Below are 18698 nucleotides of genomic sequence, written 5' to 3'. Positions count from 1 at the left end.
CTCGCGGCACACTATGGGGTTTCATGACTGAGTACGGCCGGGGCGCAGGCCACGAACCGTGGCATCCCGAGGACCCGTTGTACGGGGACCAGGGATGGGCAGGACAGCAGGCCGTACAGGGCCAGGGTCCGTACGGCGGCCAGCCGCAGCACTACCAGCAGGAACCGCAACAACAGCCGCAGCATCCGCAGCAGCCGTACTACGGCGGCCAGCAGCCCCAGTACAACGACCAGCAGCAGTACGCCAACGGCGGCTGGGACACGGGCCAGCAGCAGGGAGCCGTGCCGTACGGCATGAACCCCGCCGACCCCTACAGCGGCCAGCAGCCCGCCTACGGCGGCGCGGAGCACCCCGACTACTACGCCGCCCCGGACGCGTACCCCCCGCCGCAGCCCCCGAACCAGCGCCGCACGGTGCCGGAGCAGGCGCCGGAGCCGGAGTGGGACGCCGACCTCGAAGGTCCGGAGGAGCACCCTTTCTTCGCGGGCGGCAACGACGACGACGATGACGACGGGTACGACGACTCGCGAGAGCCGCGTCGGGGCCGGGGCGGTGACCGCCGCGGAAAGACCAAAAAGAAGAAGAGCCGCAACGGCACGGCGTGCCTGTTCGTCGCGCTGGTCCTGGTGGGCGGAGGCGGCGGCGTCGCCTACTTCGGTTATCAGTTCTGGCAGGAGCAGTTCGGTGCGGCGCCGGACTATACGGGCGCTGGATCCGGTTCCACGCAGGTGGAGATCCCGCAGGGCGCCGGCGGCTACGAAATCGGCAGCCTTCTTGAGAAGGCGGGCGTCGTAAAGAGCCAGGGTGCCTTCGTCGCCGCCCAGAACAAGAATCCCAAGGGTAAGAACATTCAGGCAGGGGTGTACACCCTCAATAAGAAGATGTCCGCAGACAATGCGGTCACGGAAATGCTCAAGCCCAGCAGCCGAAATGCTCTGATCATTCCCGAGGGCTGGCGGAATGTGCGCGTCTACGCCATGATCGACAAACGCCTGGACCTCAAGGCCGGTACCACCGAGGACGTCGCCAAGGCGAAGTCCAAGGACCTCGGGCTGCCCGAGTGGGCGGCTGGGCACCCGAATGTCAAGGACCCGCTGGAAGGTTTCCTCTTCCCCGCGAGCTATCCGGTCGCGAAGAACGCGAAGCCCGAGGACGTCCTCAAGAGGATGGTCGCTCGCGCAAACCAGGAATACGGCAAGCAGGACATGGAGGCGGAGGCCAAGAAGCTGGGGCTCGACGGGCCCTGGGAATTGGTCACGGTCGCCAGTCTGGTGCAGGCCGAGGGTAAGACGGACAAGGACTTCCGTAGAATGGCCGAGGTCGTTTACAACCGCCTGAAGCCCACCAATACTCAAACGAATCAGCTGCTCCAGTTCGACTCTGCCTTCAATTACCTCATGGGTCAGAGTGAAATCGAGATCAGCGAGTCCGAGATCAACAGCAACAAGGACCCGTACAACACCTACACGCGGAAGGGCCTGACCCCTGGGCCCATCGGCAACCCCGGCAACGAGGCGCTGGCCGCGGCCTTGAAGCCGACCGCGGACGGCTGGCTGTACTTCGTGGCGACCGACGGTCAGCACAAGACGGAGTTCGCCAAGACCTACTCCGAGTTCCAGGAGCTGAAGAACAAGTTCAATGAAAGCCAGGGAAGTGACTGAGGCACGCCGGGCAGCCGTACTCGGGTCGCCCATCGCCCACTCGCTCTCACCTGTCCTGCACCGCGCCGCGTACGAGGAACTGGGCCTGACCAACTGGTCGTACGACCGCTTCGAGGTGGACGAGGCCGCCCTGCCCCGCTTCTTCGAGAAGATCGACGCGTCCTGGGCCGGCCTCTCGCTGACCATGCCGCTCAAGCGCGCCGTCATCCCGCTGCTCGACGAGATCAGCGATACGGCGGCTTCCGTCGAGGCGGTGAACACGGTCGTCTTCACCGAGGACGGCCGGCGCATCGGCGACAACACCGACATCCCCGGCATGATCGCCGCCCTGCGCGAGCGCGGCGTCGAGAAGGTCGCCTCCGCCGCCGTCCTCGGCGCCGGTGCCACCGCCTCGTCGGCGCTCGCCGCGCTCTCCCGCCTCTGTACGGGCCCGGTCACCGCGTACGTACGCACTGCGGCCCGCGGCAACGAGATGCGGCAGTGGGGCGAGCGGCTCGGGGTCGACGTGCGCATCGCCGACTGGGCGGAGGCGGAGCGGGCGTTCGACGCACCGCTCGTCATCGCCACCACCCCCGCCGGCACCACCGATTCCCTCGCCGAGGCGGTGCCCGAGCGGCCCGGCACGCTCTTCGACGTGCTGTACGAGCCGTGGCCCACCGCACTCGCCGCCGCCTGGTCGGCGCACGGCGGCTCGGTCGTCGGCGGGCTCGACCTGCTCGTGCACCAGGCGGTGCTCCAGGTGGAGCAGATGACGGGCTGCGCCGCCGCGCCGCTCGCCGTTATGAGGGGGGCCGGGGAGCAGGCGCTGGCCGCCCGATAGGGTCTGCCGGTCGAACACCTGAGGGGGGAGAACATCCATGGAATCCGGCCTGCCACAAGCCGCCGGCGCCGGCAAGATTCTGGACGGTCTGCTGACCTTCATGCCCGACTGGGTCCAGGTCACGTTCATCGTGCTGGTCGTGGTCGTGGTCCTGGCGAGCTGGGCCGTGAAGATCAAGCGGAAGATCGAGTACCGGCGTGCGGTGCGCTCCGGGCGGCCCGTCCACGCCGCCGCGCAGTATGGCCAGGGACGCGGCGCCGACTACCTCGGCTCGTACGCGCCCGGCGACGGCGACCGGCGCTGACGTCGACAGACGTCGGGGCTGACGTCGTCCGATTGCTGGACCGGCGGCCGGATCGGTGCCCGGTCGTGGGAGGATCAGTGGTGGCGGGCCAGGGCCGCGCACCCGGCCGCGCCGATCCAGACCCAGGCGCGAGCATCGAGGAGCACCGTTGAGCAGGTTGCGTTGGCTGACGGCGGGGGAGTCCCACGGACCCGCACTCGTCGCGACGCTGGAGGGTCTTCCCTCCGGCGTCCCCATCACCACGGAGATGGTGGCGGACGCGCTCGCCCGGCGGCGGCTCGGCTACGGGCGCGGTGCGCGCATGAAGTTCGAGAAGGACGAGGTCACCTTCCTCGGCGGCGTACGCCACGGTCTGACCATGGGCGGCCCCGTCGCGATCATGGTGGGCAACACGGAGTGGCCCAAGTGGGAGCAGGTCATGTCGGCCGACCCGGTCGACCCCGACGAGCTCGCCAAGCTGGCCCGTAACGCCCCGCTGACCCGTCCGCGCCCCGGCCACGCCGACCTCGCGGGCATGCAGAAGTACGCGCTGGACGAGGCGCGGCCGGTGTTGGAGCGGGCGAGCGCGCGGGAGACCGCAGCGAGGGTCGCGCTGGGCACGGTGGCCCGTTCGTACCTGAAGCAGACCACCGGTGTCGAGATCGTGTCGCACGTCGTGGAGCTGGCCGCCGCCAAGGCGCCGTACGGCGTGCTGCCCGTGCCCGCCGACGAGGCGCGGCTGGACGAGGACCCGGTGCGCTGCCTGGACGCGGACGCGTCGAAGGCGATGGTCGCGGAGATCGACCAGGCCCACAAGGACGGCGACACTCTCGGTGGCGTCGTCGAGGTGCTGGCGTACAACGTGCCCGTCGGGCTGGGGTCGTTCGTGCACTGGGACCGCAGGCTCGATGCCCGGCTGGCCGCCGCCCTCATGGGCATCCAGGCCATCAAGGGCGTCGAGGTCGGCGACGGCTTCGACCTGGCCAGGGTGCCGGGTTCCAAGGCGCACGACGAGATCGTCCCGACCGAGGACGGCGTACGCCGCACCACTGGGCGGGCCGGCGGCACCGAGGGCGGCATGTCCACCGGTGAACTGCTGCGCGTACGGGCGGCGATGAAGCCCATCGCGACCGTGCCGCGAGCGCTCGCCACCATCGACGTCGTCACCGGCGAGGTCGCCGCCGCGCACCACCAGCGCTCCGACGTGTGCGCCGTGCCCGCCGCCGGGATCGTGGCCGAGGCGATGGTCGCGCTGGTCCTCGCGGACGCGGTCGCAGAGAAGTTCGGCGGCGACAGCGTGGGTGAGACCCGGCGCAACGTGCAGTCCTACCTCGACAACCTGGTCGTACGGTGACCGGCCCGCTGGTCGTCCTCGTTGGGCCCATGGGGGTCGGCAAGTCCACTGTGGGCGAGCTGCTCGCCGAGCGGCTCGGTACGGCGTACCGCGACACCGACGCGGACATCGTCGCGGCCGAGGGCCGGGAGATCTCCGACATCTTCGTCGAGGAGGGCGAGGCGCGCTTCCGTGAGCTGGAGCGGGAGGCCGTGAAGGCGGCGCTCGCCGAGCACACGGGCGTGCTCGCGCTCGGCGGCGGCGCGGTCCTGGACGAGGGCACGCGTGCTGCGCTGGCCGGGGTGCGCGTCGTCTACCTCTCCATCAGCGTGGGCGAAGCGATCAAGCGCGTCGGGCTGAACACCGCACGCCCCCTGCTGGCCGTCAACCCGCGCCAGCAGTGGAAGCAGCTGATGGAAGCACGCCGTCACCTCTACACCGAGGTGGCCACCGCGGTCGTCGACACCGACGACCGCACCCCCGAAGAGGTCGCAGAGGCGGTCCTCGACGCACTGGAGCTGAAGGACGTATGACCGAGCAGGCACCCACCCGTATCCAGGTCGGCGGCAGCGAGGGCGCTGAGCCGTACGAGGTGCTGGTCGGCCGGCAGCTCCTCGGCGAGCTCCCCGGGCTGATCGGCGAGCGGGCCCAGCGCGTGGCCGTCCTGCACCCCGAGGCACTCGCCGGCACGGGTGAGGCGATCCGCGAGGACCTCGCGAGCCAGGGTTACGAAGCCATCGCCATCCAGCTGCCCAACGCCGAGGAGTCCAAGACCGTCGAGGTCGCGGCGTACTGCTGGAAGGCGCTCGGCCAGACCAACTTCACGCGCACCGACGTGATCGTGGGCGTCGGCGGCGGAGCCACCACCGATGTGGCCGGGTTCGTCGCGGCCACCTGGCTGCGCGGGGTGCGCTGGATCGCCGTACCCACGACCGTGCTCGGCATGGTCGACGCGGCGGTCGGCGGCAAGACCGGCATCAACACCGCCGAGGGCAAGAACCTCGTCGGCGCCTTCCACCCGCCCGCCGGTGTCCTCTGCGACCTGGCGGCGCTGGACTCGCTGCCGGTCAACGACTACATCAGCGGCCTCGCCGAGATCATCAAGGCGGGCTTCATCGCCGACCCGGTGATCCTCGACCTGATCGAGGAGGACCCGGTGGCGGCCCGTACGCCCGAGGGGCCGCGCACCGCCGAGCTGATCGAGCGCGCCATCCGGGTCAAGGCCGACGTCGTGTCGAGCGACCTGAAGGAATCGGGTCTGCGCGAGATCCTCAATTACGGTCATACGCTCGCGCACGCCATCGAGAAGAACGAGCGCTACAACTGGCGCCACGGCGCGGCCGTTTCCATCGGCATGGTGTTCGCCGCCGAGCTCGGCCGTCTGGCGGGCCGGCTTGACGACGCGACAGCCGACCGGCACCGAGCCGTGCTTGAGTCCGTCGGGCTGCCGCTCACCTACCGCGGCGACCAGTGGCCCAAGCTGCTGGAGACCATGAAGGTCGACAAGAAGTCCCGCGGCAACCTGCTGCGCTTCATCGTCCTCGACGGCCTCGCCAAGCCGACCGTGCTGGAAGGACCCGACCCGGCGGTGCTGTTGGCCGCGTACGGCGAGGTGTCCAAGTGACGCGACGGGTCCTGGTCCTCAACGGGCCCAACCTCGGCAGGCTCGGCTCGCGCGAACCCGATGTGTACGGGGCGACTTCGTACGCCGGGCTCGTCGAGGAGTGCGGGCGGCTCGGCAAAGGGCTCGGCTTCGACGTCGACGTACGCGAGACGAACGACGAGGGCGAGATGATCCGGTGGCTCCACGAGGCCGCGGACGGGTCAATTCCGGTCGTTCTCAACCCCGGTGCGTTCACGCACTATTCGTACGGGATGAGGGACGCGGCGGCCCAGCGCACCGCTCCGCTGATCGAGGTGCACATCTCGAACCCGTACACACGCGAGGAATTCCGGCACACCTCGGTGGTCGCTGCCGTCGCCAGCGGGACGATCGCGGGCTTCGGCATCGGCTCGTACCGGCTCGCTCTGCGCGCCCTCGCCGACGAACTCGACGGCTGACGGGGCACTCTGGACCGTCCCCGGCCGTTCACAGTAGGGCGGGCGGGGAAGGTACCGTTCGGTAGGCCCGGTCCGCCCTGGCCGCCCAGCACGAGTCGCCTGTACGAGACGGAGTGGCACCGGATGCAGCACGCAGTGGGGGCTCCGCTGCCACCACCCCACCAGCCCGGCACCGCTTGGGCGCAGCCCACCCAGAACCCCGCTGGGCCACCGGCCCCGCAGGCCCCAGGAGCCACTTCCGGCGGCCAGTACGGCACAGGGTCAACGGCGCCGGCGCCTCAAAGGCACTCGCAGGTCGAGGGCACCGCTCCCGACGCCCAGCACGGAGCAGCCCCGCAGCCCGCCGGACCACCGGCTCCCCACAGGCCTCTGCAGGCCTCCGGCGCCGCCTCGCATCCCGCTTACGGTGCCCCACACTCTGACGGGCCACCTGCGCCCCAGGGCCCCCCGCAGGCCCCAGGAGCCGCCCACGGCGCCCCGCACCCCGGTGGCCACCCCGCGCCTCCGCAGGCACCACAAGCACCCCAGGCACCCCACGTACCGCACGCCCCACAGGCCACCCACGGCTCTGGGACGGGCCTTGGTGGCGGCGCGCAAGGGCATGCCCAAGGTTCCGGCTGGGGCGGGGCCGCTTCGCAGCATGTTCAGGGGGCGCCGCCCCGGGACACCACCGGGCACATCCAGCTGCCTCCCGGCGGGCCCGTTGCGCTTCCGGCGCCACCGCCGGCCGCCGCGCCGACCGACACCGGCAGTACGACGCTGGCCGTGCTGCTCATCGGGCCGGCGGGCGCGGGCAAAACGACCGTCGCCAAGTACTGGGCACAGCACCGCCGGGTGCCGACCGCGCACATCAGCCTCGACGACGTACGCGAATGGATCTGCTCCGGGTTCGCCGACCCCCAGTCCGGCTGGAACGACCAGTCCGAGGCCCAGTACCGGCTCGCCCGCCGCACCTGCGGCTTCTCCGCCCGTAACTTCCTCGCCAACGGCATATCGTGCATCGTCGACGACGCCGTCTTCCCGGACCGTCCCGTCGTCGGGCTCGGCGGCTGGAAGCGTCACGTCGGTCCCGGGCTGCTGCCCGTCGTCATCCTCCCCGGCCTGGAGATCGTGCTGGAGCGCAATGCCCAGCGCAGCGGGAACCGCCGCCTGTCGGACGAGGAGGTCGCCCGTATCCACGGCCGGATGGCCGGCTGGTACGGCTCGGGGCTGCCGATCATCGACAACTCGCAGTACGACGTGCCGACCACGGCCCGCGTCCTGGACGAGGTGCTGGCACGCTCCATCGCGAGCCCGCCGGCCTGGTAGGCCCCCCGCCCCGGCCCCTCCATGCTGCGGCTCGGTCGGACGCGCTCGTACTGCCGGGCCGCGGCGCCGCTCGTACGCTCGAAACATGTCAGAGCTGTATGCGGTCCGCCGCGGACGGCTGCGCGACCGGTGCGCCGCTTCCGGCAGCGCCGCCGCACTGGTTTCCCGTCCGGCCAACGTCCGCTATCTCGCGGGCGGGGCGCCGCCCGGCTCGGTGCTGCTGGTCGGCCCCGGCGAGGACGCACTGCTCTGCCCGCGTACGGCAGCCACCGACCCCCTGGACGGCCGCCCGGACGAACAGCTGCGGGTCAAGGTCCTGCCGGTTCCCGGCGGCGACACCGTCGTCGCCGCGGCCGATCTCGTCGCGGCGTCCGGCGCCGCATCGCTCGCCGTCGAGGAACACCACCTGACCGTCGCCAGACACCGCGCGCTGAGCTCGGTCGCACCGGGACTGCGCCTGAACGACCTCGCGGGCGCCGTCGAACAGCTGCGGATCGTCAAGGACGAGGACGAGATCGCGTGCTTGCGGATCTCCGCCGAGATCACCGACCAGGCGCTGGGTGAGCTGCTCGAATCGATCCTGGTCGGAAGGACCGAACGGCACCTCGCGCTGGAGCTGGAACGCCGCCTGGTCGACCACGGCGCCGACGGCACCGCATTCCCCACCTCGGTGGCCACGGGGCCGAACTCGGGTCTGAGCCGGCACAGGCCCTCCGACCGACGAGTCGAGGAGGGTGACTTTCTCTCGGTCTGCCTCGGCGCCAATTACCGCGGCTACCGGTGCGAGATCGGCCGTACGTTCGTGATCGGCACTACGCCCGCAGACTGGCAGATCGAGCTGTACGACCTCGTTTTCGCCGCTCAGAGGGCGGGCAGGGAGGCTCTCGCCCCCGGCGTCGAGTACCGCGAAGTCGACCGCGCCGCACGCCACGTACTGGACGCCGCGGGCCACGGCGAGGGCCTCGCACCCCGGACCGGACACGGTGTCGGACTCGAAATGGAGGAGGACCCGCAGCTGGCACCTGCGGCCATGGGTAAACTGGACGCCTGCGTGCCGGTCACCGTCGAACCGGGGGTCCACCTCCCGGGCCGGGGCGGTGTCAGGATCGATGACACGCTCGTCGTGCGCCCCGAGGCGGACGGCGGACCCGAGCTACTCACCATTACGACCAAGGAGCTGCTCGCGTTGTAGCCAAGTGCCGCATCGCGACCCCGAGGTTCCACCAGCCCCACCAGCCTTCAGTCCAGGAGATTCCGCAACCGTGGCTTCCACGAACGACCTCAAGAACGGCCTGGTGCTCAAGCTCGACGGGGGCCAGCTCTGGTCCGTCGTCGAGTTCCAGCACGTCAAGCCCGGCAAGGGCCCTGCCTTTGTGCGCACCAAGCTCAAGAACGTTCTCTCCGGCAAGGTCGTCGACAAGACCTTCAACGCCGGCGTGAAGGTCGAGACGGCGAACATCGACAAGCGCGACATGCAGTTCTCGTTCAAGGACGGCGACAGCTTCGTGTTCATGGACATGGACACGTACGACCAGATCTACGTCACCCCCGAGGTCGTCGGCGACGCCGCCCGCTTCCTGCTCGAGGGCTTCGAGGCCAGCGTCGCGATGTACGAGGGCAGCCCCCTCTACATCGAGCTCCCCGCTGCCGTCGAGCTGGTCATCGAGTACACCGAGCCCGGCGTCCAGGGCGACCGCTCCACCGGTGGCTCCAAGCCCGCCAAGCTCGAAACGGGCTACGAGATCGGCGTCCCGCTCTTCATCACCACCGGTGAGAAGATCAAGGTCGACACCCGCTCCGGCGAGTACCTCGGCCGGGTGAACAGCTAACCGTGGCTGCCCGGAACACGGCGCGTAAGCGCGCCTTCCAGATCCTCTTCGAGGCCGACCAGCGCGGTGAGTCCGTGCAGACGGTCCTCGCGGACTGGATGCGGCATTCCCGGACCGACACCCGGCAGCCGCCGGTGAGCGAGTACACGATGCAGCTCGTCGAGGGGTACGCGGACCACGCGGACCGCATCGAGGACCTCATCGCGACCTACGCGGTCGACTGGACCATCGACCGGATGCCGGTCGTCGACCGCAACATCCTGCGGCTCGGCGCGTACGAGCTGGTGTGGGTGGACGAGACTCCCGACGCGGTGGTGATCGACGAGGCGGTGCAACTCGCCAAGGAGTTCTCCACCGACGACTCCCCGTCCTTCGTGAACGGCCTGCTGGGCCGCTTCAAGGACCTCAAGCCGAGTCTGCGTCGCGACTAGCCACCGGCTCTGCGTATCACAGCTCAAGGGCTTACGGCTCAAGGGCCCGGGGCATGCTTCAGAGCGTGCCCCGGGCCCTTTGCCGTGCCCGCCGCATGCGGAGCCGCCGCGGAAAGCCTCAGGACAGAAAAACGCCGGGGCCGACGGAAGCCCGAAAGCTTCCGCCGACCCCGGCGTTACGTTTCTGCTGCGTTGCTCAGATGTCCTCGTGGGCAACTGCGCGGCGCGCGTCCGCGTCCAGCACGCCCCAGCTGATGAGCTGCTCGGTCAGGACCGAGGGCGACTGGTCGTAAATGACGGCCAGAGTGCGCAGGTCGTCCTGGCGGATCGACAGCACCTTGCCGTTGTAGTCGCCGCGCTGCGACTGGATCGTCGCGGCGTAGCGCTGGAGCGGGCCCGCCTTCTCGGCCGGGACATGGGCGAGGCGCTCCAGGTCCAGACGGAGCTTCGGCGGCGGCTCGGCGGCGCCACCGGGCGTCGTACCGGGCAGGAGCTCCTGCACGGGGACACCGTAGAAGTCCGCCAGCTCGGCGAGGCGCTGTACGGTCACAGCGCGGTCGCCGCGCTCGTAGGAGCCGACCACGACGGCTTTCCAGCGGCCCTGGGACTTCTCCTCGACACCGTGAAGGGAAAGGCCCTGCTGGGTGCGGATGGCGCGGAGCTTGGCCCCGAGCTGTTTTGCGTATTCGCTGGACATATGGCTCCCCGGACGCTGTGAATACGTGCGGCTCCGCCGCGCGGCTGGTAACTCACTGTGAGGTTACGCAGCGTTACTTGGGTGCGTCAAGCCGAATGAGTCCGGGCCACCCCTTCCGAGGGGTGGCTGCAAGACCCGGGAAACGTACTGGTACCGTTGACGACGCAATTCCGACGTCCTTTAAGGTCCGTCCCGTGAGGCGGAGAAGGAGGTCCGTTTCCAATGGACGCAATGAATTCCGATGCGCCGCGCCCCGTCCTCGAGGGTCCGGACATCGAGCGGGTACTGACCCGCATCGCCCACGAGATCGTCGAGCGCGCCAAGGGTGCCGACGACGTGGTGCTCCTCGGCATTCCCACCCGCGGTGTCTTCCTGGCCCGCCGGCTGGCCGCCAAGCTCGAAGAGATCACCAGCCGCAAAATGCCGGTGGGCTCCCTCGACATCACCATGTACCGCGACGACCTGCGCATGCGCCCCGCGCGTACCCTCGCGCGTACGGAAATCCCCGGTGACGGCATCGAGGACCGGCTCGTCGTCCTCGTCGACGACGTGCTCTTCTCCGGGCGCACGATCCGGGCCGCGCTCGACGCACTGGGCGACATCGGCCGCCCCCGCGCCGTACAGCTCGCGGTCCTGGTCGACCGGGGCCACCGCGAACTGCCGATCCGCGCCGATTACGTCGGCAAGAACCTCCCCACCTCGTTGCGGGAGACGGTCAAGGTCCAGCTGTCCGAGGAGGACGGCCGTGACGCCGTACTGCTCGGCCTCCAGCAGACCGCTCCGGCCGGCGAGCAGTAGCGCTTTCCCGTACGGACCCGAAGAGCGAGACCGGGCCCGTACCCGAGCCTGCCCTGCCCGCCTTCACACCAGCGCCCCTTCACGAACCACGGAGCACCAGATGAAGCGCCACCTCATCTCGGCCGCCGACCTCACCCGCGACGATGCCGTGCTGATCCTCGACACCGCCGAGGAGATGGCCCGCGTGGCCGACCGGCCGATCAAGAAGCTGCCGACCCTGCGCGGACGAACCGTCGTCAACCTCTTCTTCGAGGACTCGACCCGGACCCGCATCTCTTTCGAGGCCGCCGCCAAGCGCCTCTCCGCCGACGTCATCAACTTCTCCGCCAAGGGCTCGTCCGTCTCCAAGGGCGAGTCGCTCAAGGACACCGCGCTGACCCTGGAGGCGATGGGCGCCGACGCCGTCGTCATCCGTCACCACGCCTCCGGCGCCCCGTACCGCCTCGCCACGTCCGGCTGGATCGACGGCGCGGTCGTCAACGCGGGCGACGGCACGCACGAGCACCCCACCCAGGCGCTGCTCGATGCCTTCACGATGCGCCGCCGTCTGGTCGGCGCGGACGCCGGCATAGGGCGCGACCTCGACGGGCGCCGCATCACGATCGTCGGCGACGTACTGCACAGCCGCGTCGCCCGCTCCAACGTCCACCTGCTGCACACCCTCGGCGCCGAGGTGACGCTCGTCGCGCCGCCCACCCTGGTCCCGATCGGCGTCGAGCACTGGCCCTGCGAGGTCTCGTACGACCTCGACGAGGTGCTGCCGAAGTCAGACGCGGTGATGATGCTGCGTGTGCAGCGCGAGCGAATGAACGCCGCCTTCTTCCCGACCGAGCGCGAGTACTCGCGCCGCTACGGCCTGGACGGCGACCGCATGGCCCGGATGCCCGGGCACGCCATCGTCATGCACCCCGGCCCGATGAACCGAGGCATGGAGATCACCGCGCAGGTCGCGGACTCCGACCGCTGCACGGCCGTCGAGCAGGTCGCCAACGGTGTCTCGACCCGGATGGCCGTCCTGTATCTGCTTCTGGGCGGCAACGAGCCCGCCATCAGCCCCAGCGCCACCCCCGGCTCCAACCACGCCCGCACCGAGGAGACCAAGTAACCATGAGCAAGATCCTTATTCGCGGCGCGAAGGTGCTGGGCGGCGAGCCCCAGGACGTACTGATCGACGGCGAGACGATCGCCACGGTCGGAGCCGGTCTGAGCGCCGAAGGCGCGACCGTCGTCGAGGGCGAGGGCAAGGTCCTGCTGCCCGGCCTCGTCGACCTGCACACCCACCTGCGCGAGCCCGGCCGCGAGGATTCCGAGACCGTCCTGACCGGCACCAAGGCGGCGGCCGTCGGGGGCTTCACCGCCGTACACGCCATGGCCAACACCTTCCCCGTCGCCGACACCGCCGGCGTCGTCGAGCAGGTCTGGCGCCTCGGCAAGCAGTCCGGCTACTGCGACGTCCAGCCCGTCGGCGCCGTCACCGTCGGCCTGGAGGGCAAGAAGCTCGCCGAGCTCGGCGCCATGCACGACTCCGCCGCCGGTGTGAAGGTCTTCTCCGACGACGGCAAGTGCGTCGACGACGCCGTGATCATGCGCCGCGCCCTGGAGTACGTGAAGGCCTTCGACGGCGTCGTCGCGCAGCACGCCCAGGAGCCCCGCCTGACCGAGGGCGCCCAGATGAACGAGGGCATCGTCTCCTCGGAGCTGGGTCTGGGCGGCTGGCCGGCCGTCGCCGAGGAGTCGATCATCGCCCGCGATGTCCTCCTCGCCGCCCACGTCGGCTCGCGCGTGCACATCTGCCACCTGTCGACCGCAGGCTCGGTCGAGATCGTCCGCTGGGCCAAGTCCAAGGGCTGGAACGTCACCGCCGAGGTCACCCCGCACCACCTTCTGCTGACGGACGAGCTGGTCCGTACGTACAACCCGGTCTACAAGGTGAACCCGCCGCTGCGCACCGAGGCCGACGTCATGGCCCTGCGCGAGGCGCTCGCCGACGGCACCATCGACTGCGTCGCCACCGACCACGCCCCGCACCCGCACGAGGACAAGGACTGCGAGTGGGCGGCCGCGGCCATGGGCATGGTCGGCCTGGAGACCGCCCTGTCCGTCGTCCAGCAGACGATGGTCGACAGTGGCCTGATCGACTGGGCCGGCGTCGCCGACCGCATGTCGTTCCGTCCGGCCGCCATCGGCCGCCTGGAGGGCCACGGCCGCCCCGTCTCGGCAGGCGAGCCCGCAAACCTCACGCTGGTCGATCCGGCTTACCGTGGACCTGTGGACCCCTCGGGCTTCGCCTCCCGCAGCCGCAACACCCCCTACGAGGGCCGCGAGCTGCCGGGACGCGTCACCCACACCTGGCTCCGGGGCCGCGCAACGGTCGTCGACGGGAATCTGGCGTGACACCTTTCATCCATCTGGCGGCCGAGGCCGTCGCCGCGGAGCAGAAGTCGGCGGAAGTCACCGACGTTGCCGCCCGGATCGGCTGGGTCGTCGGCCTGCTGCTCTTCGTCGCGCTCCTCTACTGGCTGATGCGCCAGGGCTGGAAGTGGCGCGGCACGCTCCAGTCGGACCTCCCGGAGCTCCCCACCGCGCCCGAGGCGCCCGGTGAGGCGAAGCTGAGCATGAGCGGGCGCTACCACGGTTCGACGACCGCCGGGCAGTGGCTCGACCGGATCGTTGCCCACGGTCTCGGCACGCGCAGCCGGGCCGAGCTGACGCTCACCGACGCGGGTCTCGATGTCGTACGACCCGGGGCGGCCGACTTCTTCGTCCCAGCGGCGGCGCTGCGCGAGGCCCGCCTCGACAAGGGCATCGCGGGCAAGGTCCTCGCCGAGGGCGGCCTGCTGGTCGTCACCTGGCAGCACGGCGACAAGCTGATCGACTCCGGCTTCCGCTCCGACCGCGCGGCGGAGCACGCCGCATGGGTCGAAGCCATCAACTCCATGAACCACAGCATTTCGACGGAAGGCACCGCACGATGACGATCTCCAAGCCGGGGAACGCCTCGCAGAGGAAGGGGGCGTCTCCCGCCGTACTCGTCCTGGAGGACGGCCGCATCTTCCGCGGCCGCGCCTACGGGGCCGTGGGGGAGACCTTCGGCGAGGCGGTGTTCAACACCGGCATGACCGGTTACCAGGAGACCCTCACCGACCCGTCGTACCACCGCCAGGTCGTCGTGATGACCGCCCCGCACGTCGGCAACACCGGCGTCAACGACGAGGACGACGAGTCCAGGAAGATCTGGGTCGCCGGCTACGTCGTACGCGACCCCGCACGCGTCCCCTCCAACTGGCGCTCCCGGCGCTCCCTCGACGACGAGCTCGTCCAGCAGGGCGTCGTCGGCATCAGCGGCATCGACACCCGCGCCCTCACCCGCCACCTGCGCGAGCGCGGCGCGATGCGCGTCGGCATCTTCTCCGGCCAGGCACTGGGCGACGAGGAAGCGCTGCTCGCCCGTGTGAAGGAAGCGCCCCAGATGGTGGGCGCCTCGCTCGCCGCCGAGGTCGCCACCGAGGAGCCGTACGTCGTCCCCGCGGTCGGTGCAAAGAAGTTCACCGTCGCCGCCATCGACCTGGGCATCAAGGGCATGACCCCGCGCCTCATGGCCGAGCGCGGCATCGAGGTGCACGTCTTGCCGGCCACCGCCAGTGTTGAGGATGTGTACGCCCTCAATCCGGACGGCGTGTTCCTTTCCAATGGCCCGGGCGACCCGTCGACCGTCGACCTCACCGTCATCAAGGCTGTCCTGGAGCGCAAGACTCCGCTCTTCGGCATCTGCTTCGGCAACCAGATCCTGGGCCGGGCGCTCGGCTTCGGCACGTACAAGCTCAAGTACGGCCACCGCGGCATCAACCAGCCCGTGCAGGACCGTACGACCGGCAAGGTCGAGGTCACCGCGCACAACCACGGGTTCGCCGTCGACGCCCCGCTCGACAGGGTTTCCGAGACCCCGTTCGGGCGAGTAGAGGTTTCACATATCTGCCTGAACGACGATGTGGTCGAAGGCCTCCAGCTGCTCGACCAGCCCGCATTCAGCGTCCAGTACCACCCCGAGGCAGCCGCAGGCCCGCACGACGCCGCGTACCTGTTCGACCGCTTCGTACAGCTCATGGAGGGCCAGCGTGCCTAAGCGCACCGATATCCAGTCCGTCCTGGTCATCGGCTCAGGTCCGATCGTCATCGGCCAGGCCGCCGAGTTCGACTACTCCGGCACCCAGGCCTGCCGCGTCCTCAAGTCCGAGGGCCTGCGCGTCATCCTGGTCAACTCCAACCCGGCCACGATCATGACCGACCCGGAGATCGCCGACGCCACGTACGTCGAGCCGATCACCCCGGAGTTCGTCGAGAAGATCATCGCCAAGGAGCGCCCCGACGCGCTGCTGCCGACCCTCGGCGGCCAGACCGCGCTCAACACCGCGATCTCCATGCACGAGCAGGGTGTGCTGGAGAAGTACGGCGTAGAGCTCATCGGCGCCAACGTCGAGGCGATCAACAAGGGCGAGGACCGCGACCTCTTCAAGGGCGTCGTCGAGGCCGTCAAGGCCAAGATCGGTTACGGCGAGTCCGCCCGCTCGGTCATCTGCCACTCCATGGACGACGTCATCGCGGGCGTCGACACGCTCGGCGGCTACCCCGTCGTCGTACGCCCCTCCTTCACCATGGGCGGCGCCGGCTCCGGCTTCGCGCACGACGAGGAGGAGCTGCGCCGCATCGCCGGACAGGGCCTCACGCTCTCGCCGACCACCGAGGTGCTCCTGGAGGAGTCCATCCTCGGCTGGAAGGAGTACGAGCTGGAGCTGATGCGCGACAAGAACGACAACGTCGTGGTCGTCTGCTCCATCGAGAACTTCGACCCGATGGGCGTGCACACCGGTGACTCGATCACCGTCGCCCCGGCGATGACGCTGACCGACCGCGAGTACCAGCGGCTGCGCGACGTCGGCATCGCGATCATCCGCGAGGTCGGCGTGGACACCGGCGGCTGCAACATCCAGTTCGCGATCAACCCCGACGACGGCCGCATCATCGTCATCGAGATGAACCCGCGCGTCTCCCGCTCCTCCGCGCTCGCGTCGAAGGCGACCGGCTTCCCGATCGCGAAGATCGCCGCCCGTCTCGCCGTCGGCTACACGCTGGACGAGATCCCCAACGACATCACCGAGAAGACGCCGGCGTCCTTCGAGCCCACGCTCGACTACGTCGTCGTCAAGGTGCCGCGCTTCGCCTTCGAGAAGTTCCCGGCCGCCGACGCCACCCTCACCACCACCATGAAGTCGGTCGGCGAGGCCATGGCCATCGGCCGCAACTTCACCGAGGCGCTGCAGAAGGCCCTGCGCTCGCTGGAGAAGAAGGGCAGCCAGTTCACCTTCGTCGGTGAGCCCGGTGACAAGGCCGCGCTCCTGGAGACCGCCAAGGTCCCCACGGACGGCCGCATCAACACCGTCATGCAGGCCATCCGCGCCGGTGCGACGCCCGAGGAGATCTTCGACGCCACGAAGATCGATCCGTGGTTCGTCGACCAGATGTACCTGATCAAGGAGCACGCGGACGGCCTGGCCGCCGCCCCGAAGCTCGACCCCGACTTGCTTGCGGACGCAAAGCGGCACGGCTTCTCCGACGTTCAGATCGCCGAGATCCGGGGCCTGCGCGAGGACGTCGTACGTGAGGTCAGGCACGCACTCGGCGTCCGCCCGGTCTACAAGACGGTCGACACCTGCGCCGCCGAGTTCGCCGCCAGGACGCCGTACTTCTACTCCTCGTACGACGAGGAGAGCGAGGTCGCGCCGCGCGAGAAGGCCGCCGTGATCATCCTCGGCTCGGGTCCGAACCGCATCGGCCAGGGCATCGAGTTCGACTACTCCTGCGTCCACGCCTCCTTCGCACTCAGCGACGCGGGCTACGAGACCGTGATGGTCAACTGCAACCCGGAGACCGTCTCCACCGACTACGACACCTCCGACCGCCTGTACTTCGAGCCTCTGACGCTCGAAGACGTGCTGGAGATCGTCCACGCCGAGTCCCTCGCGGGCCCGATCGCGGGCGTCATCGTCCAGCTCGGCGGCCAGACCCCGCTGGGCCTCGCCCAGGCGCTCAAGGACAACGGCGTACCCGTCGTCGGCACCCCGCCGGAGGCCATCCACGCGGCGGAGGACCGCGGCGCCTTCGGCCGCGTCCTCGCCGAGGCCGGCCTGCCGGCCCCCAAGCACGGCACGGCGACGACCTTCGACGAGGCCAAGGCCATCGCCGACGAGATCGGCTACCCGGTCCTGGTGCGCCCGTCGTACGTGCTCGGCGGCCGCGGCATGGAGATCGTGTACGACGAGACGCGCCTCTCCTCGTACATCGCCGAATCCACCGAGATCAGCCCCACCCGCCCGGTGCTGGTCGACCGCTTCCTCGACGACGCGATCGAGATCGACGTCGACGCGCTCTACGACGGCACCGAGCTCTACCTCGGCGGCGTCATGGAGCACATCGAGGAAGCCGGCATCCACTCCGGCGACTCCGCCTGCGCGCTGCCCCCGATCACCCTCGGCGGCTTCGACATCAAGCGGCTGCGCATCTCGACCGAGGCCATCGCCAAGGGCGTCGGCGTACGCGGACTGATCAACATCCAGTTCGCCATGGCCGGCGACATCCTGTACGTCCTGGAAGCCAACCCGCGCGCCTCGCGCACCGTCCCCTTCACCTCGAAGGCGACCGCGGTGCCGCTCGCGAAGGCCGCCGCCCGCATCTCGCTGGGCGCCACCATCGCCGAGCTGCGCGCCGAGGGCCTGCTGCCGAGGACCGGCGACGGCGGCACGCTGCCGCCTGACGCGCCGATCTCCGTCAAGGAGGCCGTCATGCCGTGGAGCCGCTTCCGCGACATGCACGGGCGCGGCGTGGACACGGTCCTCGGCCCGGAGATGCGCTCCACCGGCGAAGTCATGGGCATCGACTCCGTCTTCGGCACGGCGTACGCCAAGTCGCAGGCCGGGGCGTACGGTCCGCTGCCGACGAAGGGCCGCGCGTTCATCTCGGTCGCCAACCGCGACAAGCGCTCGATGATCTTCCCGGCGCGCGAACTGGTCGCCCACGGATTCGAGTTGCTCGCCACCTCCGGCACGGCCGAGGTGCTGAAGCGCAACGGCATCAACGCCACCGTCGTGCGCAAGCAGAGCGAGGGCGAAGGCCCGGCAGGTGAGAAGACCATCGTCCAGCTCATCCACGACGGCCAGGTCGACCTCATCGTCAACACCCCGTACGGCACCGGCGGCCGCCTCGACGGCTACGACATCCGTACGGCCGCCGTGGCGCGCAGCGTCCCGTGCCTCACGACGGTCCAGGCGCTCGCCGCCGCCGTCCAGGGCATCGACGCGCTCAACCGCGGCGACGTCGGCGTCCGTTCACTCCAGGAACACGCGGAACAGCTGACCGCGGCCCGCGCAGAGTAGGGCGAACGAGGGGGACACCGACCGGTGTCCCCCTCTTCATGAGCCCGGCA

The 18698-nt window shown here is 69.8% G+C and carries 18 protein-coding genes; 17 read left to right on the top strand and 1 reads right to left on the bottom strand.

From position 1 onward, the window contains the following. Positions 1 to 23: 23 nt before the first annotated feature. The 11 genes from mltG to nusB all read left to right on the top strand — a co-directional run bounded on the left by mltG (position 24) and on the right by nusB (position 9726). Positions 24 to 1661 (top strand): endolytic transglycosylase MltG, encoded by a 1638-nt coding sequence (mltG, locus tag PXH83_RS02235; protein WP_274556067.1) that lies wholly within the window; start codon positions 24 to 26, stop codon positions 1659 to 1661. Continuing rightward, the gene (locus tag PXH83_RS02230; protein ID WP_274556065.1) at positions 1639 to 2481 is read left to right on the top strand and encodes a shikimate dehydrogenase; all 843 of its coding nucleotides are present in this window, start codon (positions 1639 to 1641) and stop codon (positions 2479 to 2481) included. Before mltG ends, PXH83_RS02230 begins: the two co-directional genes overlap by 23 nt. Positions 2482 to 2518: 37 nt before the next feature. After that, positions 2519 to 2785, top strand: coding sequence for a hypothetical protein (locus PXH83_RS02225; RefSeq protein ID WP_274556062.1), 267 nt, complete (start codon positions 2519 to 2521; stop codon positions 2783 to 2785). Between the two features lie 148 nt (positions 2786 to 2933). Beyond that, positions 2934 to 4118 carry a chorismate synthase gene (aroC, locus tag PXH83_RS02220; protein ID WP_214925926.1) on the top strand — a complete coding sequence of 395 codons (1185 nt, stop codon included), beginning with the start codon at positions 2934 to 2936 and terminating at the stop codon, positions 4116 to 4118. Positions 4119 to 4147: 29 nt separating this feature from the next. Then, a complete protein-coding gene (locus PXH83_RS02215) occupies positions 4148 to 4630 on the top strand; it encodes a shikimate kinase (RefSeq protein ID WP_274562634.1) in 483 nt (160 codons plus the stop codon). Then, the gene (gene aroB, locus PXH83_RS02210) at positions 4627 to 5721 is read left to right on the top strand and encodes a 3-dehydroquinate synthase (protein WP_274556057.1); all 1095 of its coding nucleotides are present in this window, start codon (positions 4627 to 4629) and stop codon (positions 5719 to 5721) included. Before PXH83_RS02215 ends, aroB begins: the two co-directional genes overlap by 4 nt. Continuing rightward, positions 5718 to 6158, top strand: a complete 441-nt coding sequence (locus PXH83_RS02205) for a type II 3-dehydroquinate dehydratase (RefSeq protein ID WP_274556053.1) — start codon at positions 5718 to 5720, stop codon at positions 6156 to 6158. The genes aroB and PXH83_RS02205 overlap by 4 nt, the downstream gene beginning before the upstream one ends. 369 nt (positions 6159 to 6527) lie before the next feature. Next, entirely contained in the window at positions 6528 to 7466 is a 939-nt protein-coding gene (locus PXH83_RS02200) for an AAA family ATPase (RefSeq protein WP_274562632.1), read from the top strand. 85 nt (positions 7467 to 7551) lie between these two features. After that, positions 7552 to 8658 carry an aminopeptidase P family protein gene (locus tag PXH83_RS02195; RefSeq protein ID WP_274556051.1) on the top strand — a complete coding sequence of 369 codons (1107 nt, stop codon included), beginning with the start codon at positions 7552 to 7554 and terminating at the stop codon, positions 8656 to 8658. A gap of 70 nt (positions 8659 to 8728) precedes the next feature. Beyond that, entirely contained in the window at positions 8729 to 9295 is a 567-nt protein-coding gene (efp, locus tag PXH83_RS02190) for an elongation factor P (RefSeq protein WP_214925877.1), read from the top strand. 2 nt (positions 9296 to 9297) lie between these two features. Further along, positions 9298 to 9726, top strand: coding sequence for a transcription antitermination factor NusB (gene nusB / locus PXH83_RS02185; RefSeq protein ID WP_274556045.1), 429 nt, complete (start codon positions 9298 to 9300; stop codon positions 9724 to 9726). 196 nt (positions 9727 to 9922) lie between these two features. On the opposite strand, the gene bldD is transcribed toward nusB, so the two are convergent. Then, on the bottom strand, positions 9923 to 10423 hold the full coding sequence (gene bldD, locus PXH83_RS02180) for a transcriptional regulator BldD (RefSeq protein ID WP_069929708.1): 501 nt from the start codon (positions 10421 to 10423) through the stop codon (positions 9923 to 9925). 222 nt (positions 10424 to 10645) lie between these two features. On the opposite strand from bldD, the gene pyrR reads away from it, so the two are divergent. The 6 genes from pyrR to carB all read left to right on the top strand — a co-directional run bounded on the left by pyrR (position 10646) and on the right by carB (position 18648). Next, entirely contained in the window at positions 10646 to 11221 is a 576-nt protein-coding gene (gene pyrR, locus PXH83_RS02175) for a bifunctional pyr operon transcriptional regulator/uracil phosphoribosyltransferase PyrR (protein WP_274556043.1), read from the top strand. Positions 11222 to 11321: 100 nt separating this feature from the next. Next, entirely contained in the window at positions 11322 to 12326 is a 1005-nt protein-coding gene (locus PXH83_RS02170; protein WP_274556041.1) for an aspartate carbamoyltransferase catalytic subunit, read from the top strand. Positions 12327 to 12328: 2 nt separating this feature from the next. Further along, entirely contained in the window at positions 12329 to 13615 is a 1287-nt protein-coding gene (locus tag PXH83_RS02165) for a dihydroorotase (RefSeq protein ID WP_274556039.1), read from the top strand. Further along, a complete protein-coding gene (locus PXH83_RS02160; protein WP_274556037.1) occupies positions 13612 to 14196 on the top strand; it encodes a PH-like domain-containing protein in 585 nt (194 codons plus the stop codon). Before PXH83_RS02165 ends, PXH83_RS02160 begins: the two co-directional genes overlap by 4 nt. Then, positions 14193 to 15344, top strand: a complete 1152-nt coding sequence (gene carA / locus PXH83_RS02155) for a glutamine-hydrolyzing carbamoyl-phosphate synthase small subunit (protein WP_274556034.1) — start codon at positions 14193 to 14195, stop codon at positions 15342 to 15344. The genes PXH83_RS02160 and carA overlap by 4 nt, the downstream gene beginning before the upstream one ends. Continuing rightward, a complete protein-coding gene (gene carB / locus PXH83_RS02150; protein WP_274556032.1) occupies positions 15337 to 18648 on the top strand; it encodes a carbamoyl-phosphate synthase large subunit in 3312 nt (1103 codons plus the stop codon). The genes carA and carB overlap by 8 nt, the downstream gene beginning before the upstream one ends. Positions 18649 to 18698 lie beyond the last annotated feature (50 nt).

The organism is Streptomyces spiramyceticus, assembly GCF_028807635.1.
Classification (GTDB): Bacteria; Actinomycetota; Actinomycetes; order Streptomycetales; family Streptomycetaceae; genus Streptomyces; species Streptomyces spiramyceticus.
The sequence above is the reverse complement of the archived record's forward strand: the minus strand, read 5'-3'. Positions and strand labels throughout refer to the sequence as shown.

Bases quoted from the DNA above. Each gene is read 5' to 3' on its own strand.
- mltG (WP_274556067.1), top strand. From the start codon at position 24: ATGACTGAGTACGGCCGGGGCGCAGGCCACGAACCGTGGCATCCCGAG.
- PXH83_RS02230 (WP_274556065.1), top strand. From the start codon at position 1,639: ATGAAAGCCAGGGAAGTGACTGAGGCACGCCGGGCAGCCGTACTCGGG.
- PXH83_RS02225 (WP_274556062.1), top strand. From the start codon at position 2,519: ATGGAATCCGGCCTGCCACAAGCCGCCGGCGCCGGCAAGATTCTGGAC.
- PXH83_RS02215 (WP_274562634.1), top strand. From the start codon at position 4,148: ATGGGGGTCGGCAAGTCCACTGTGGGCGAGCTGCTCGCCGAGCGGCTC.
- aroB (WP_274556057.1), top strand. From the start codon at position 4,627: ATGACCGAGCAGGCACCCACCCGTATCCAGGTCGGCGGCAGCGAGGGC.
- PXH83_RS02195 (WP_274556051.1), top strand. From the start codon at position 7,552: ATGTCAGAGCTGTATGCGGTCCGCCGCGGACGGCTGCGCGACCGGTGC.
- bldD (WP_069929708.1), bottom strand. From the start codon at position 10,423: ATGTCCAGCGAATACGCAAAACAGCTCGGGGCCAAGCTCCGCGCCATC.
- pyrR (WP_274556043.1), top strand. From the start codon at position 10,646: ATGGACGCAATGAATTCCGATGCGCCGCGCCCCGTCCTCGAGGGTCCG.
- PXH83_RS02170 (WP_274556041.1), top strand. From the start codon at position 11,322: ATGAAGCGCCACCTCATCTCGGCCGCCGACCTCACCCGCGACGATGCC.
- PXH83_RS02165 (WP_274556039.1), top strand. From the start codon at position 12,329: ATGAGCAAGATCCTTATTCGCGGCGCGAAGGTGCTGGGCGGCGAGCCC.
- carA (WP_274556034.1), top strand. From the start codon at position 14,193: ATGACGATCTCCAAGCCGGGGAACGCCTCGCAGAGGAAGGGGGCGTCT.